Source organism: Mesorhizobium robiniae, from assembly GCF_040545535.1.
Lineage (GTDB): Bacteria > Pseudomonadota > Alphaproteobacteria > Rhizobiales > Rhizobiaceae > Mesorhizobium > Mesorhizobium robiniae.
The window spans coordinates 76,283-92,419 of sequence record NZ_JBEPMC010000009.1; the positions used below are offsets into that span (position 1 = coordinate 76,283).

Consider the following 16,137-nt stretch of genomic DNA (forward strand, 5'->3'; position numbering starts at 1 on the left):
TTGAATTTGGCGTCCGGGCGGGCTGGAGGAGAGGAGCTCGCCCGGACGCATCGCGGTCTAGGTCGTGGAGAAATCCACGACCGTCAGACCCGGGAGGATCAGTTGGTTCCCTTGCCGCCGCACTTGCCGGTGGCGACATTGAAGTTGCCACAGGACAATGGCGCACGCCAATCGGAGATCAGGTCCTTCGAATCGGGCAAGAAGTCGGACCACTCGTCACCCATCACCAGGCCGGGCGTCTGCGAGACGGTCTCGAATTGGCCGTCGGCCTGGATTTCGCCGATCAGCACCGGCTTGGTGATGTGATGGTTCGGCATCATGGTCGAATAGCCGCCGGTCAGGTTCGGCACTGAGACGCCGATCACGGCATCGATGACCTTGTCAGGATCTGTGGTGCCGGCCTTCTCGACCGCCTTCACCCACATGTTGAAGCCGACATAGTGGGCTTCCATCGGGTCGTTGGTGGTGCGCTTGTCGTTCTTGATGAACTTGTGCCAGTCGGCGATGAACTTCGCATTCTCGGGCGTGTCGATGCTCTGGAAGTAATTCCAGGCAGCGAGATGGCCGACCAGCGGCGCGGTGTCGAGACCGGCAAGCTCTTCCTCGCCGACCGAGAAGGCCATGACCGGGATGTCCTCGGCCTTGATGCCCTGATTACCGAGCTCCTTGTAGAACGGCACGTTGGCATCGCCGTTGACGGTCGAGACGACGGCGGTTTTCTTGCCGGCCGAGCCGAACTTCTTGATCGCCGACACCTCGGTCTGCCAATCGGAGAAGCCGAACGGCGTGTAGTTGACCATGATGTCTTCGGCGGCGACGCCCTTGGCCTTCAGATAGGCCTCGAGAATCTTGTTGGTGGTGCGCGGATAGACGTAGTCGGTGCCTTCAAGCACCCAGCGTTTCACCGAGCCGCCGTCCTCGCTCATCAGATAGTCGACCGCGGGAATGGCCTGCTGGTTCGGCGCCGCTCCGGTGTAGAACACGTTGCGCTCGCTCTCCTCGCCCTCATACTGGACGGGGTAGAACAGGATGTTGTCGAGCTCGCTGAACACCGGCAGCACCGACTTGCGCGACACGGAAGTCCAGCAGCCGAACACCGCCGCGACCTTGTCCTTGGAAATCAGCTCGCGTGCCTTTTCGGCGAACAGCGGCCAGTTGGAAGCCGGGTCGACGACGACCGCTTCGAGTTTCTTGCCGAGCAGACCGCCCTTTGCATTCTGCTCTTCGATGAGCATCAGCATGGCGTCCTTCAACGTCGTCTCCGAAATCGCCATGGTCCCCGACAGCGAATGGAGAATGCCCACCTTGATGGTATCGTCGGCCGCCTTGGCCGGGACGCTCGTCAGCAGGCCGGCCGTGACCACGCCTGCCGAAACCATTCTTGTTATTGTCGAGAAACTGCCCCTCATATTCCACACTCCCAAGCTGGTTGATCGCATCGCAACAGACCATGCAACGGCTGTGCCAACCGCGGGAGCAAAATTGAACGCGCTGAGATTTCCTAGGTCTATCAGCTGGTTAGTATATTAGCGGCCAGATGTGGGCGCTGTCATCCGTGTTCCGCTTGAGAAAAAACCGCAAACCACCGCCTAATTTTTGCCCAAGTGCCAATTAGTGCGTAAATTTTGAGCAATCCTATATTACGAGCGATGACCCGTTGCAGCTTTGCGGGAAAATAGGGCAAATTCGATCTTCAAAAGAGCGACGTCATGCCCTCCAGGATCTCTCGTATTTTCATCACCATGCTTCTGGTTGCGGCCACCGGCAGCGCACGCGCCGACTTCACCGACGGCAAACTGCCCGACGGGGCCTATCACTGCGAAGTCTATCTGCTGGGCATGTTCCTCAGTCTCGGCGAGATCACCATCAAGGGAAATGTCTATAGCGGCCCGGTGACCTTCGGAGCCGCCCGGCAGGGCTACAATTATCAGATGAATGCAAATGGCGAGATCACCTGGCTGGGCCCGTTGGGCGGCTACACGACCGGCGGCAACTCGATCTCGCTCACGCAAGCCACTCTGGACGGTCAAACCAGCCCGTCCTTCGACATCATCATGAAGCAACCTGACGGCGCCTTCACCGCCTCAACCTGCACAAAACGTTGAGCGACGGCTCAGGGCCGCCGACCTCTTACCAAGAAGTATTTTTCCTCTCATGTCATCCGGATGTTGCCGAAGCAGCATAGGCAGCGCTGCGCCGTCACCATCCACCCAGAGAGGCAGACATCATGGCCAACTCCCCGTCATCACCCTCCCCTGTCATTCGCGACGTCATCGCCGACCGCGTCTCACGCCGCGGTCTGCTGAAAGGCGGCCTTGCATCCGGCGCGCTGATTGCCGGCGGCAGCTTCGTCGGCTCACTGTTTGCCGGCGAAACACATGCCGCTGCTGCGCTCTCGACGCTGGGCTTTCCCGAGCTGAAGCGCGTCTACGACAAGACCCATGCCGCCGCCGAAGGGTACGAGACCACGATCGTGGCACGCTGGGGCGACGCGCTCGCAACCGGCCTGCCGGATTTCGATGGCAACAAGGTCGCCGCCGACGAGCAGGAGAAGCGCTTCGGCTACAATTGCGACTACATCGCCTTCATGCCGCTGCCGAAAGGCTCGGTCAATTCCGACCACGGCCTGCTCTGCGTCAACAACGAGTACATCTCTCCCAATGTGATGTTTCCCGGCATGACCGAGGACGATGCCGGCAAGACGATGACCAGGGAACAGGTCGACCTCGGCATGGCCGCGATGGGCCATTCGGTCGTCGAGATTGTCCTGAAAGATGGCAAGTGGGCGACCGTCGAGGACAGCCCGCTCAACCGCCGCATCACGGCCAACACCGAAATGACCGTATCCGGTCCCGCCGCCGGCCATGCGCTGATGAAAACCTCGGCGGATGCAACCGGCACCAAGGTTCTCGGCACCAGCTACAATTGCGGCGGAGGCGTCACCCCATGGGGCACGGTGCTCACCTGCGAGGAAGGCGTTTCCGACATTTTCGGTGGCGATCCGAAAAAGGCACCCATTGCCGACATCCTCGATCGCTACGCTTTCGACGGCTCCGACTTCTATGGCCGCGCCCGTTTCCATGACCGGTTCAACCTCGACAAGGAGCCGAACGAGGCGAACCGTTTCGATTGGGTGGTCGAGATCGATCCCTATGATCCGACTTCGAAGCCGGTGAAGCGCACTGCACTCGGCCGCATGTCGCACGAAGCCTCCACTGTCGTCGTCAACAAGGATGGCCGCGTTGCCGTCTACATGGGCGACGACGACTATTTCGAATACATGTACCGCTTCGTCTCGAACAAGGCCTACGATCCGGCGAACCCGGCCTCCGGCAAGGACCTTCTCGATGACGGCGTGCTGTCGGTGGCGCGTTTCGATGCCGACGGCACCATGACCTGGCTGCCGCTGGTTCACGGCCAGGGCAAGCTCACCACCGAAAACGGCTTTGCCGATCAGGCCGAGGTGCTGCTGAAGACACGGCTGGCTGCCGATGCACTGGGTGCCACGCCGATGGACCGGCCAGAGGACATCGAGACCAGCCCGGTGACCGGCCGCGTCTATGCGGTGATGACCAAGAACAAGAAACGCGACCAGTCGAAGGTCAATCCGGCCAACACGCGGCCCGAAAACCTCTGGGGCCATATCGTCGAGTTGATCCCGCCCGGCGGCCGTGGCGCCGAGGCCGACCATACCGCCGAAAAATACGAATGGGACCTGTTCGTGCTCTGTGGCAATCCCAAGGACGCGGCAGTCGGCGCGACCTTCCATGCGGACACGTCGGAGGATGGCTGGTTCGTCTGCCCCGACAACATCACCTTCGATCCGGCCGGGCGGCTCTGGGTCGGAACCGATGGCGCCAACGACTTCGACCTGCCGGATGGCGTCTACGGCATAGACACCGAAGGTCCGGCACGCGGCCTGCCAAAGCTGCTTTTCACCTGCCCGCAGGGCGCCGAGGCTAGTGGCCCCTGCTTCACGCCGGATGGCACGACGCTGTTCCTATCGGTCCAGCACCCGGCCGAGGACGCCGAGACACTCGACAAGGCCGCGACGCTGTGGCCCGACTTCAAGGACGGCCAACCGCCGCGGCCCGCCGTGGTCGCCATCCGCCGCAAGGATGGCAAGCCGGTCGGCGCGTAGCTCTGGCGCCGACAAAAAGAGGCGCGGAACCTTGCGAGGCTCCGCGCCAGCAAGCAGCCGGGAGGGCTACGGCTAGATGCTCTTCGCCGACATCTGTTCGGCGATATAATCGGCCTGACGGATCGCCAGCGACACGATCGTCAATGTCGGATTTTCGGCACCGCCGGTGGTGAACTGGCTGCCGTCCGACACGAACAGGTTCTTGATGTCGTGCGCCTGGCCATGCTTGTTCACGACGCCGTCGGCCGCCTTTTCGCTCATCCGGTTGGTGCCGAGATTGTGAGTCGAAGGATAGGGCGGCGTCGGGAAGGTCCGCGTCGCGCCCACCGCCGCGTAAAGGGCCGAGCCCTGCTTGTAAGCGTGGTTGCGCATCGCCGTGTCGTTGGCGTGGTCGTCGAAATGGACATCCGCCACCGGCATGCCGTGCTCGTCCTTGATATCGGCATGCAGGGTGATGCGGTTTTCCTCGCGCGGCATGTCTTCGCCAACGATCCACATGCCTGCCATATGGTCGTAGTGATCGAGCGCCGTGGTGAAGGAACGTCCCCACCCGCCGGGATTGAGGAAGGCGGCCATGAATGGCAGGCCGAGCGACAGCGTCTCCAGCTCATAGCCGCCGACAAAGCCGCGCGAAGGATCGTTGCGTGCCTCGTCGCGGATGATCCCGGCCATGGTGGTGCCGCGATACATATACACCGGCTTGTCGAAGATGCCGTAGACCGAGCCCGTGGTGTGGCGCATGTAGTTCTTGCCGACCTGTCCCGACGAATTGGCAAGGCCGTCGGGAAACTGGCTCGATGCCGAGTTGAGCAGCAGCCGCGGGCTCTCGATCGAGTTTCCGGCGACGGCGACGATGCGGGCCTTCTGTTCCTGAAGCTTGCCGTCCTTGTCGGCATAGACGACGCCGGTCACCTTGCCTGACGCATCGTGGTTGATCTTGATCGCCATGGCATTTGGCCTGACCTCGAGATGGCCGGTCGCCTCGCCCTTTGGGATTTCGGTATACAGCGTCGACCATTTGGCGCCCCATTTGCAGCCCTGGAAGCAGAAGCCGGTCTGCTGACAGGCATTGCGGTCGTCGCGCGGCTCGGAATTGATCGCCATCCGACCGGTGTGGCACTCCTTGTAGCCGAGCTTGTCGGCGCCGGCCTTCATCACCTTGAAGTTGTTGTTGCCGGGAAGGCCTGGGATGTTGTTGGTGAGCGTCACACCGAGCTTGTCTTCAGCCTTCGCGTAGTAGGGCTCCAGGTCGGTCAGCGTGATCGGCCAGTCGAGCAGGTTGGCGCCTTCCAGCTTTCCGTAGGTCGAAAGCGTTTTGAATTCGTGCTCCTGGAGGCGCAGCGAGGCGCCTGCCCAGTGCGTCGTCGAACCGCCGACAGACTTGACGATCCACGCCGGCAGGTTGGGGAAATCCTTCGCCACCCGCCAGTCGCCCGAGGTCGTGCGCTTGTCCGTCCAGGCGAGTTGGGCGAACGAATCCCACTCATCGTTGATGAAATCCTCGTATTCGTGGCGGGCGCCCGCCTCCAGGATGACGACATCGATGCCCTTCTGGGCGAGTTCGTTGCCAAGCGTGCCGCCGCCGGCGCCCGAGCCGATGATGACGACCACGCCATCGTTCTTGAGATCAAATGGTGCTGCCATGGTATCCTCCCATGATGTCTGTTGTATGCGGTCGGGACGACGGGCTCAGAGCCACTCGATGTCGTCGAAACCGCGCGCCATGTAGCCGCCCTTGGAGTAGGACTCGCCCTCGTAGCCGAAGATCGGCCAGACCTCCTTCTGGTTGTAGAGTCCAACGACAAGTCCGCCGCGGACCGCCTGGAAGAACGGCGTGTCCTCGATCTCCTTCAGCACCGCGACGCGCTGCTCCTCCCAGCCGAGGCCGGTGTAACCGTCCTTGCCCGACTTCAAGTCGAGATCGGCGATGCCCTTTTCGATGAGATCCTTGTGGGCTGGGTCTTTACCGGCCTGCCCGTCATGAGCCTTGACGGCGATTGCGTAATATTTGTCAGGCACTTGGTCGTGCGGGTAGATGTCGCGCGCCATCTGGATCAGGGTCGCCATGGTTTCAGGCTTGAGCGCCGAGGTTTCGAGACCCCAGGCATGTTGCGGGCTGATGACGGCGCTGCCCGAAATGACCAGCAACGCGCCGACACCGCCGCGTTTCAGAAGTTCGCGGCGCGACAGCCCGGGCTTGCTTTCGTAAATCGTGACCATTTCTTCCTCCCTTGCTTGCTATTTGCACCGTAAAGGTGCCGTGGCTGGCACCGCGCTGGCCGGCGCGACCTGATGTCTCCTATTTGAACCGGCCCTGACGCTGCAGGACCTCGATCTTGTAGCCGTCGGGATCCTCGATGAAGAAGAAGCGCGCGAGCAGCGCTCCGTCGCGATTGAACTCGACGATCTTCTTCGGGTTCAGATCAAGCGCGCCAAGCCGGTCGTGTTCGCCGTCCAGATCGACGACCGAAACCGCGATATGGCCGTAGCCGTCGCCGAGCGAATAGGGCTCCTGTCGGCCCTTATTGACGGTGAGCTCGACTTCGAACTCCGCCTCGGCATTGCTCAAATAGACGAGCGTGAAGGTTTCGAAATCGAGCCGTTCGGCGACATCAAGCCCAAAGGCTTTCCGATAGAAGTCGACGGACCGGGCCTCGTCCAGAACCCGGATCATGGTGTGAATCGTCTTCGCCAAATGACACTCCGTCGCAGCGGCGCCTTATGCGCGTCGGGGTGATTATGCGCGGGTTACTGCAAAGGTGGTGGCAGCCGATTACCACGCGCTACGCTAACGGCGGGATGAAAGACCGTTTAAGGACGAAAGTCCGATTGCTGTTTTCCGCTTTCCGGCTGAAGATAATCGGCTACGACAGGCATTGCTCAAAGGCGCGAATCGCTGCTGATTGCGCCCAAAATCAACAAGAATGGCCAAGACCAATAAGAACGGCCAAACGAATAGAACGGGAGGTAAAGATGTGCAGGGTTTTTGCCGGGCAGGATCCGGAGGGCTATCGACAGATCAACCGATCGATCCGTATCGATGGGCACTCGACGAGCATCCAGCTTGAGGCGACGTTCTGGGCATTGCTCGACGAGATCGCCGACAGCCAGGGCCTGACGACGCCGAAATTCATCTCGAAGCTCTATGACGAGGCTATCGAAATCAACGGCCAGATTCCGAACTTCGCCTCGATGTTGCGCACGACCTGTGCTCTCTATCTGAAAGGCCATCGGCCAGGCATCGAAGAACACACGGCGCCCAAGCGGCAGGCGGCTTAGTTTTCAGCTGCAACATCGAGCGCCAGCCGGGTCATATCGGTGAAAAGCGCCTGGCGTTCGGAATAGTCGGTTTGCTCGCCGGTCACCACGTTGTCGACGACAGTCAGGATCGACAGGGCCCGGGCGCCGAAATGCGCAGCGATGCGATAAAGCGCGCTGGTCTCCATATCCACGGCGAGCGCGCCTTCAGCCTGCACCCCGGCAAAGCGGGCACACCCCTCCGGATGATAGAATATGTCACTGCAGGCGGTCAGCCCGGCATGATGTTCGATGCCGAGTTCGCCAGCCCTGGCCACAGCGCGGGCAAGCAGCACCGGATCGGGGCCAGCAGCGGCGTCGTAGAGCCCATAGACCTGGCCACTCCCCGCACTTTCACCATGAACCGATTGCGAGATCACCAGGCTGCGCAGCCCGACCTTGGCGGTCAAGGCCCCACAGGTACCGGTGCGGATCAGCGTCCTGACGCGATGGAAGTCCAGTAATTCATGCGCGTAGATGAGAAATGACGAGACACCGATCCCCGTCGACTGGATGCTGACCGGCATGCCTTGGAAAAGACCGGTGAAACCGAGGGCGCCCCTGCGGCGGTTAACGCAGCGCGGCGCCTCGAGAAAAGTCTCGGCCATCCATTCGGCGCGCTGCGGGTCACCCGGCAACAGCACCGTTTCGGCATAATCGCCCCTGCTTGCCTCGTTGTGCGGCGTCACGGCATCTACCCCAAATCCCCGCCGCGTTGTCGTCGCAATCATGGCAGGCTGGCGTCGATACGCAAGCCACGATTGCGAAACCCCAGTGGCCGGACCTCACTGGTTATGAACGGACGGTTCGCTCTCCGGCGCCGCCAAGTGTAAACGGCATGGTTCTGGCGTCTGTGCGCTGGATCACATTCAGGCCGTGCGCCTTGGATTATTTCGCCAAGAGCGCTAAGCACTTGTTGGTCTAGGATTCGAGCACATCCTTGACGATCGTGGCCAATTGCTTGAGCGAAAACGGCTTCGGCAGGAAGCCGAAATGCGCGTCTGCCGGCAGGTTTTTGGCGAACGCGTCCTCCGCGTAACCTGAAACGAAGACGAATTTAATGTCAGGCTGCCGCTTGCGCAATTCGCCGAGCAGCGTTGGCCCGTCCATTTCAGGCATCACCACGTCGGAAACGACAATGTCGACCTTGCCGCCGAGCGCCTCGAACACTTCCAGCGCCTCGACGCCCGACGACGCTTCGTGGACAGTGTAGCCGCGCGACGTCAGCGCTCGCATGCCGCCCATGCGCACGGCATCCTCGTCCTCGACGAGCAGCACCGTTGCCGAGCCCGACAAATCCTTGGCGACATCGGCGATCTTTGCCGGTGCAGCCGGCGCCTCACCGGGTTCGCCCGCCGTTCTCGCCTCTGCAATGTAGCGCGGCAGAAAGATGCGGAACACCGATCCTTTGCCGACTTCGGAATCGCAGAAGATGAAGCCGCCCGTCTGCTTGATAATGCCATAGACCATCGACAGGCCAAGGCCGGTGCCCTTGCCGACCTCCTTGGTGGTGAAGAAGGGTTCGAAAATCTTCTTGAGCACTTCGGGGGCAATGCCGCTGCCGGTGTCTTCGACTTCGACCACGACATAGTCGGCCGGCACCAGTTCGCGGTAGGAAAGGCTCTTGCTCTCCTCCGTGGTCACATTCCGGGTGCGCACGGTAAGGTCGCCGCCGGTCGGCATCGCATCGCGCGCATTGACCGCCAGATTGACCACCACCTGCTCGAACTGCCCGATATCGACCTTCACGGGCCACAGGTCGCGGCCATGGTCGACCTTCAGCTTGATGTCGTTGCCGACCAAGCGGGCCAGCAGCATCCGGAGATCGGCAAGCACGTCGGTCAGGTTGAGCACCTCCGGCCGCAGCGTCTGCTTGCGCGAGAAGGCCAGGAGTTGCCGCACCAGAGAGGCCGCCCGGTTGGCGTTCTGCTTGATATTCATGATGTCGGGGAAGGACGGGTCAGACGGGCGGTGGTTGGTCAACAAAAGATCCGACGCCATGATGATGGCGGTCAGCACATTGTTGAAGTCGTGTGCGATGCCGCCGGCGAGTTGGCCGACCGCTTGCATCTTCTGGCTTTGCGCCATCTGGCCCTCGAGCGCCTTCTGCTCGGTGGTTTCGACGGCGTAGACGATGGCCGATTCTTCGGCGCCCTCGCCGGTACCGTCGGCAACCGCGTTGACGTAGAAGCGCATGTGCCGTTCTTCATTGCCGGGCAGAAGCGTATCGATCGGTTCGATGTCGGCCTGCCGTTGTCGCGCTTTCTCGAACGCCGCGGCAAAAGCGGGCCGGTCGCGCTCATGGATCACCGTGTCGAGCCGCACGCGCCGATCGACCGCGTCCCCGTCGACGACGGAGGAAAACAGCGACAGGAAGGGCGCGTTGGTGCGCAAGATGCGCCCGCTGTTGTCGACGGCCGCTATTGCCATCGGCGTCGAATTGAAGAAGCGGGTGAAGCGGACCTCGGAGGCGCGAAGATCGGCGGAAGCGTCCTCGCCTTGCGTCCGGTTGAGAACGATGGTGCGCGTCGGACCGCTGACGCCCTCGCGGCTGGCCGAAACCCGATGCATGAAACGCACGGGCAGCGCCTCGCCCTTCACTGTCGTCAGATCGAGATCGATGACGGCGTTGCGCGTGGTGCCGGGATCGGCCTTGACCGAGCGGACCAGCGCCATACCGTCGCCGGCGACGATCTCCGGAAGCGTTACGGCACCGGGCGTGAAGCTCGTCAGGTCGATGCCCAGCCACTCGGCAAGCGTGGCGTTGATGTAGGTGACGCGGCCCTCCTGGTCGGCCGAAAAGAAGCCGGCCGGCGCATGATCGAGATGATCGATGGCCTTTTGCAGATCGAGGAAGAACCGCTCCTGCTCGGCCCGTTCTTCCGAGATGTCGGCGAGTTGCCAGGCGAGCAAGGGCAACCGCTGGCCCGGGACGCTGAAGGCGCGGGCGCGGGCACGATACCAGCGCGCGCCCGGCTCGGCGCCGGGTCGAATGGATTGTGCAAGCCGAAACTCCCCATCGCCGGGCTGGCCGTCGCGCAGACCGGAGGCCAGCCGGTATATGGTCACCGAGGCCTCGGGAACATCGGACAGCAACCCTTCGACTGTCTTGAGATCCGCCGCCGACGCCGCGCCGGTCATATCGGCATAAGCCCGATTGGCGTAGACGACACGCCCCTTGGTGTCGGTGACGAGAAGACCTTGCGACATCGAATCGACGAAGGCTTTCGACAGCTCGTCACTCGTCGAGCGCGGCGTAATCTGCACGAAACCGATGGCGGTAGCGAACAGGAAGCCGACGCCGATCATCGCCAGCACACCAAGCATTCCAAGCAGGAAGGGATCGCCAAGACGTTCGCGGAAAAGGCCGAAGACGATCGCGGCACCCGTCAGAACGGCGATGAAGACGATGAGCCGGGTGACCGCACCCGGTCGCGTGTTCTGGTCGACGATCGGTACCGGATAGAAATCGCCGCGCGCTTCCTTGGCCATGTGCCCCCTTGTTCGTGAATTCCGGTACTTGCCCCTGCCCGGTTGAATCACATTCTCAGGGCCTGGAAAAGGCCTTGGCGGCAAATGTCCGCTAAAAATGACGCCCGTTCGGCGCCCGGTGTGATGAATCCGAAATTCGCACCACATTGGCGCAGCGCAGAGCGAAATTTCGGCTTCATCACGCCAGCAACTTGCTGAAAAAATCCAGCGTGTTGGATTTGCAGTTCCGGAACGCTGACGCCGTCAAGCCGTTCACGAAGCGCGAAAGGCAACTTGCGGTGGCGTGCCGCAACAGTCTAGTGTCGCGTCTTCTTCGATAGCCGATATTGGGGGCACCAATGCTGCAGTGGCTGGATAGCGTGGCGGGTCCTGGTTATGCCCCGGCAATCCTGTGGACGCTTGTCGCGCTTGTCCTCCTGGCCGTCATTCTCCTCATCGTAAAGCTGATCCGCAATCTGACCTTTGGAACATTCGTCGCCGGCGGCAGGAATCGCAAGACACGGCTGGCCGTCATGGACGCCACAGCTGTCGACAGTCACCGCCGGCTGGTGCTGGTGCGCCGCGACGATATCGAGCACCTGCTGCTGATCGGAGGCCCGACCGACGTCGTCGTCGAACGCGACATCAGGCTGTCGGCGCTGCGCCGTCCTGCATTGACCGGAGATGGCGGCGGCCATCAGCCGGCCCCGCGGCCGCGCGCGCCTCAACCCGCTCCTGCGCCAGTGAGGCAAGCACCGCCTCCACAGCCGGTGAGCGCGGCCTCAACGCCTGCCCGATCCCATCAGGCGGCACCGGCAGCGCAAAGCCATCAGTCGGCAACCGTCACGCCGCTGCCCGCCTTCGAATCGGCGAACGCCAATGCCGTTCGGCACGCGCCGTCGTCGGCAAGACAGGACACCCCGACTAGGCACGAATCCCCAACCAGGCAGGACTCCCGGGATTCTATTGACGATACATTGATGAGGGAGCTCGAGGTCTCGCTTGATGACCCGCAGCCCGCCCGGCCGGAAAACAAGCCGGCGGCAAAAGCGGCGCCGTCTCTCGACGACGAGATGACGAAGCTTCTCGGGGAGCTGTCCAGCCAGAAAAGGTAAGCGCCCAGCGATATTGCCGAAGCATCCTTCCGTTCGTCATCCCAGGGTCTCCGCGACGTCGCTTCGCTCCTGCTCCGCCCTGGGATGACGAAGGCGTGGTAGACGTTTCGCGTCTTGCTTCAGTCGTCGCGATAGACTTTCTCGCGACGCTCGTGGCGCTCCTGCGCCTCGATCGACAAGGTCGCGATCGGCCGTGCATCGAGCCGTTTCAGCGCGATGGGCTCGCCGGTTTCCTCGCAATAGCCGTAAGTGCCTTCATCAATGCGCTGCAGCGCGGAATCGATCTTTGAAATGAGTTTTCGCTGGCGATCGCGGGCGCGAAGTTCGATGGCGCGATCGGTTTCGGAGGAGGCCCGATCGGCGAGATCGGGGTGGTTGGCGTTTTCCTGCTGCAGGATTTCGAGAGTTTCGCGCGCTTCGCGCAGTATGTCGTTCTTCCAGGTGACGAGCTTCAGGCGAAAGTAGGATTTCTGCCGCTCGTTCATGAACGGCTCGTCTTCGGAGGGTACGTAATTGGCGGTAACGATGTCGTTCATTCGACTCACCCAAACAGCCCCAAATTTGGCGCCTATATATTCGCGGACCGAATGCTGCACAAGCGTAATCGACGACAGTTTCACGCAATTGTTAATGTCGGCCAAAAAGGTATTGGCGGCATCATTCGCATGAAGGGTGCGACCGAATTCGCCTACGTTTCGTTGGTTTTGAAGGGTGCCGGCCATTGTAAACCGAGCTTTTCTCATGGCTAATCCTGCAGCGCCTTTTTGACGGGTTTCGGTATTTGGCACAAGCGAGGGGCCGGTGAGCAAGCTTTATCTGTTGAGGCATGCGAAGGCCGGATGGGCCCTGCCGGGCGTGCGTGATTTCGATCGTCCGCTCGACGCATCCGGCCTCGCCGATGCCGAAACTATGGGTGCGGCCATGCGGGCCCACAACTACATTCCGGACCTCACCCTTTGCTCCACAGCAAAGCGAGCGCTGCAAACGCTGGAGGGCGTTGCCGGCCACACCGATACAGGCAGGGTCCTGTTCCTGGACACGCTCTACAGCGAGGATGCCGCCGGTTATCTCTCGATCATCCGCGGCAATGGCGGGCCAGGCTCGCTGCTCCTCATCGGTCACAATCCGATGACGGAGGATCTCGCGATCGCGCTTTCGGGCGACGGCGACGAGGCTGCGAGGGCAATGCTGAACTACGGGTTCCCAACCTCCGGCCTTGCGGCCGTCCGTTTTCCAGGCAGTCTTGCCAACGCCGCGCAAGGCACCGGCTATCTCGAAGCCTTCGTGACGCCGGCCGATTTCTGACGCCATTTCGAACCTAGCGTGGTGGATTTGCTGCGAATTTCAGATTCGCCACACTAGGCGGCAACGTCTATATCGGAGCGTACCGAAGCCGAGAGAACCGATTTGGCATCATCGCTGACCACTTTCACCGACGAGGCGAAGATTGCCCTGGATACGCTGTCGGGGCGCGCTACCGGGCTTTTTTCGCCATCGCTGCGGCTGGGTGTTACCGGCCTCTCCCGAGCCGGCAAGACGGTGTTCATCTCGGCCCTTGTCCACAATCTGATCCATGGCGGGCGCTTGCCGCTGTTCGAGGCGCAGAAATCGGGACGCATCGCCCGTGCCTTCCTCGAAGAGCAACCGGATGACGCCGTGCCGCGGTTCCAGTACGAAGATCACATCGCAGCCCTGGTCAACGACCGCCTCTGGCCGGATTCGACACGTGCCATTTCCGAGTTGAGGCTCACCATCGAATATGAATCGGCCTCCGGCTGGAGCCGCATGTTTTCATCAGGCAGACTGTCGGTCGATATCGTCGATTATCCAGGCGAATGGCTGCTCGATCTGCCGCTGCTCGGCAAGTCCTACGGCGATTTCTCGCGCGAAGCTTTCGAGATGGCGGCGCTGCCGGTGCGCGTCGACCTTTCGCAGGAATGGCGCCAGCTCTCGGCCGCAGTCGACCCGAATGCAGAAGCCGACGAGATGACGGCGCGCCGCCTGGCCGAGAGCTTCGCCGCCTATCTCAAGGCATGCAAGCTTGATGAGCGGGCGCTTTCGACCTTGCCGCCGGGTCGCTTCCTGATGCCCGGCGATCTTGAGGGCTCGCCGGCGCTGACCTTCGCGCCTTTGCCGGACCTGAGCGAGCGGCGGGCGCGTTCGGGGTCGCTTCAGGCGATGATGGAACGGCGCTACGAGGCCTACAAGACCCATGTCGTCAAGCCGTTCTTTCGGGAACACATCACACGCCTCGACCGCCAGATCGTGCTGATCGACGCCCTGCAGGCCTTGAACGCAGGCCCCGGCGCGATGGCCGATCTCGAACGTGCGGTGACCGAAATCCTCGCCTGTTTCCGCCCCGGCCACGGCAATTTCCTGACAGACTTTTTTTCGAGGCGCATCGACCGCATATTGGTGGCGGCGACAAAGGCGGACCATCTGCACCACGAAAGCCACGACCGGCTGCAGGCGATCGTGCGGCGGCTTGCCGACCGTGCCGTGGCGCGAGCGAATTTCACCGGTGCCGATGTCGACGTGGTTGCCCTGGCGGCCGTGCGCGCGACCCGCGAAGGCACGGTCAAGCAAGGCCGCGAAACGCTGCCGGTCATCATCGGCACACCGTTGAAAGGCGAGAGAATCAACGGCGAAACATTTGACGGAAACACCGAAACGGCCATATTTCCCGGTGATTTACCGGAGAAAATTGATGCGGTGTTCGGTGACCCTGGACCAGACCATCGGCAGAATAATGACGACCCGGCGATCCGTTTCGTGCGCTTTCGCCCGCCAAAACTCGAACGCACTGCTGAGGGCATCACGCTGTCGCTGCCGCATATCAGGCTTGACCGCGCCCTGCAGTTCCTGATCGGAGATCATCTGGCATGATAGCGCCCCGCAAGCCGGCGGCATTTCGCATCGAGCCGGAAACCCCGCCAAAGGAACAGGCGGCCTTCCGCCAGCCCGACGCCCCGTCAGCGCGAAAGCCGCGCGCGGTGAAGACGGATGGCGCAGTCGTCGTGCCGGCCGAGATCGATGTCTTCGACGAGCCCGACATCGTCGCCGCCGAACCGCCGCCGGCGACCGCGCCGAAGCGTTCGCTGCTTGGCAGCCTGTTCTTCGGCGCATTGAGTGTTCTGGTTTCGCTGGCCCTCGGGCTTTGGACCGACCAGCTGATTCGCGATCTGTTTGCACGCGCCGAATGGCTGGGCTGGCTGGCTGCCGGGATGGCCGTGATCGCGGTGCTGGCGCTTTTGGTCATCCTTGTCCGTGAATTCCTGGCGATCGCCCGCCTTGCCGAGGTCGAAAAGCTGCAGAAGCGGGCGCTCGATGCCGTCGCCCGCGACGACCCGAAGACCGCCCGCGCCGTGGTCGACGAGCTCTCGGCGTTTGTCGCGGCCAAGCCAGAAACCGCAGCCGGGCGACGCGCGCTGGCCGAATTGCGCGACGAGATCATCGACGGCGGCAATCTGGTGCGCCTGGCCGAGACCGAAATCCTCGGCCCCCTCGATGCGCGCGCCAAGGTGATGATCCTCGAAGCGGCAAAGCGTGTGTCGCTGGTGACGGCGGTCAGCCCTCGCGCCCTGGTCGACGTCGCCTATGTCGTGTTCGAAGCCGGCCGGCTGATTCGCCGACTGTCGGAACTTTATGGCGGTCGGCCGGGCACGCTGGGATTCTTCCGGCTGGCCCGCAGCGTTCTCGCCCATCTGGCAGTGACCGGCTCGATTGCCGTGGGCGATAGTTTCGTTCAGCAGATCGTCGGCCACGGCCTCGCTGCCCGACTCTCGGCAAAGCTTGGCGAAGGCGTCGTCAACGGGATGATGACGGCGCGTATAGGCATTGCGGCGATGGAAACCGCGAGGCCCCTGCCCTTCAGCGCCACGAAACGGCCCGGCATGGGCGATTTTCTGTCCGCTCTGACGTCGTTCGCAACCAAAAAGCAGAAGGAAACATCCGCTTCCGACGCGTGACAGCCGCCTCCAGCTTCAGTGGCGCGCAAAGGATGCTGTAAGCACTGACGCAGTCCTTCGGTTCCGGGTCATGCACCAGCGGTGACGAAGCATTAACCAATCTTGTTCATGGTCGGACGGGTTCCAAAACAGTCTCTTTGTTGCC

The 16,137-nt window shown here is 62.0% G+C and carries 14 protein-coding genes; 7 read left to right on the forward strand and 7 right to left on the reverse strand.

The genetic code is table 11. From position 1 onward, the window contains the following. Nucleotides 1-98: 98 nt before the first annotated feature. The gene (gene urtA / locus ABID19_RS23575) at nt 99-1,379 is read right to left on the reverse strand and encodes an urea ABC transporter substrate-binding protein (RefSeq protein ID WP_354493495.1); all 1,281 of its coding nucleotides are present in this window, start codon (nt 1,377-1,379) and stop codon (nt 99-101) included. A gap of 330 nt (nt 1,380-1,709) precedes the next feature. Here urtA and ABID19_RS23580 point away from each other — a divergent pair, with 330 nt between their 5' ends. Together ABID19_RS23580 and ABID19_RS23585 are read left to right on the forward strand one after the other, a co-directional pair. Continuing rightward, nucleotides 1,710-2,105, forward strand: coding sequence for a hypothetical protein (locus ABID19_RS23580; RefSeq protein ID WP_354493331.1), 396 nt, complete (start codon nt 1,710-1,712; stop codon nt 2,103-2,105). Between the two features lie 122 nt (nt 2,106-2,227). Next, on the forward strand, nt 2,228-4,141 hold the full coding sequence (locus ABID19_RS23585) for a PhoX family protein (RefSeq protein ID WP_354493332.1): 1,914 nt from the start codon (nt 2,228-2,230) through the stop codon (nt 4,139-4,141). A gap of 72 nt (nt 4,142-4,213) precedes the next feature. Here the strand turns inward: ABID19_RS23585 and ABID19_RS23590 are convergent, their stop codons facing one another. The 3 genes from ABID19_RS23590 to ABID19_RS23600 all read right to left on the reverse strand — a co-directional run bounded on the left by ABID19_RS23590 (nt 4,214) and on the right by ABID19_RS23600 (nt 6,836). Continuing rightward, nucleotides 4,214-5,785 (reverse strand): GMC family oxidoreductase, encoded by a 1,572-nt coding sequence (locus ABID19_RS23590; RefSeq protein ID WP_354493333.1) that lies wholly within the window; start codon nt 5,783-5,785, stop codon nt 4,214-4,216. Between the two features lie 45 nt (nt 5,786-5,830). Next, on the reverse strand, nt 5,831-6,361 hold the full coding sequence (locus ABID19_RS23595; RefSeq protein ID WP_354493334.1) for a gluconate 2-dehydrogenase subunit 3 family protein: 531 nt from the start codon (nt 6,359-6,361) through the stop codon (nt 5,831-5,833). 79 nt (nt 6,362-6,440) lie between these two features. Continuing rightward, nucleotides 6,441-6,836 (reverse strand): VOC family protein, encoded by a 396-nt coding sequence (locus ABID19_RS23600; protein ID WP_354493335.1) that lies wholly within the window; start codon nt 6,834-6,836, stop codon nt 6,441-6,443. Nucleotides 6,837-7,114: 278 nt separating this feature from the next. Between ABID19_RS23600 and ABID19_RS23605 the strand changes: the two genes are divergently transcribed. Beyond that, nucleotides 7,115-7,420, forward strand: coding sequence for a ribbon-helix-helix domain-containing protein (locus tag ABID19_RS23605; protein ID WP_127204129.1), 306 nt, complete (start codon nt 7,115-7,117; stop codon nt 7,418-7,420). Here ABID19_RS23605 and ABID19_RS23610 read toward each other — a convergent pair. Together ABID19_RS23610 and cckA are read right to left on the reverse strand one after the other, a co-directional pair. Beyond that, a complete protein-coding gene (locus tag ABID19_RS23610) occupies nt 7,417-8,127 on the reverse strand; it encodes a purine-nucleoside phosphorylase (protein ID WP_354493336.1) in 711 nt (236 codons plus the stop codon). The genes ABID19_RS23605 and ABID19_RS23610 overlap by 4 nt on opposite strands. 232 nt (nt 8,128-8,359) lie before the next feature. Further along, nucleotides 8,360-10,930, reverse strand: coding sequence for a cell cycle histidine kinase CckA (gene cckA / locus ABID19_RS23615; protein WP_354493337.1), 2,571 nt, complete (start codon nt 10,928-10,930; stop codon nt 8,360-8,362). 338 nt (nt 10,931-11,268) lie between these two features. On the opposite strand from cckA, the gene ABID19_RS23620 reads away from it, so the two are divergent. Beyond that, nucleotides 11,269-12,024: a hypothetical protein gene (locus ABID19_RS23620; protein ID WP_354493338.1), complete on the forward strand. Its 756-nt coding sequence runs from the start codon at nt 11,269-11,271 to the stop codon at nt 12,022-12,024. Nucleotides 12,025-12,143: 119 nt separating this feature from the next. Here the strand turns inward: ABID19_RS23620 and dksA are convergent, their stop codons facing one another. Continuing rightward, the gene (gene dksA / locus ABID19_RS23625; RefSeq protein WP_181057150.1) at nt 12,144-12,560 is read right to left on the reverse strand and encodes an RNA polymerase-binding protein DksA; all 417 of its coding nucleotides are present in this window, start codon (nt 12,558-12,560) and stop codon (nt 12,144-12,146) included. A 265-nt stretch (nt 12,561-12,825) separates the two neighbouring features. On the opposite strand from dksA, the gene ABID19_RS23630 reads away from it, so the two are divergent. The 3 genes from ABID19_RS23630 (at nt 12,826) to ABID19_RS23640 (ending at nt 15,992) form a co-directional block, all read left to right on the forward strand. Continuing rightward, nucleotides 12,826-13,329, forward strand: coding sequence for a SixA phosphatase family protein (locus ABID19_RS23630; RefSeq protein ID WP_354493339.1), 504 nt, complete (start codon nt 12,826-12,828; stop codon nt 13,327-13,329). A gap of 102 nt (nt 13,330-13,431) precedes the next feature. Beyond that, nucleotides 13,432-14,910, forward strand: coding sequence for a YcjX family GTP-binding protein (locus tag ABID19_RS23635; RefSeq protein WP_354493340.1), 1,479 nt, complete (start codon nt 13,432-13,434; stop codon nt 14,908-14,910). Continuing rightward, nucleotides 14,907-15,992: a YcjF family protein gene (locus ABID19_RS23640; protein WP_354493341.1), complete on the forward strand. Its 1,086-nt coding sequence runs from the start codon at nt 14,907-14,909 to the stop codon at nt 15,990-15,992. Before ABID19_RS23635 ends, ABID19_RS23640 begins: the two co-directional genes overlap by 4 nt. Nucleotides 15,993-16,137 lie beyond the last annotated feature (145 nt).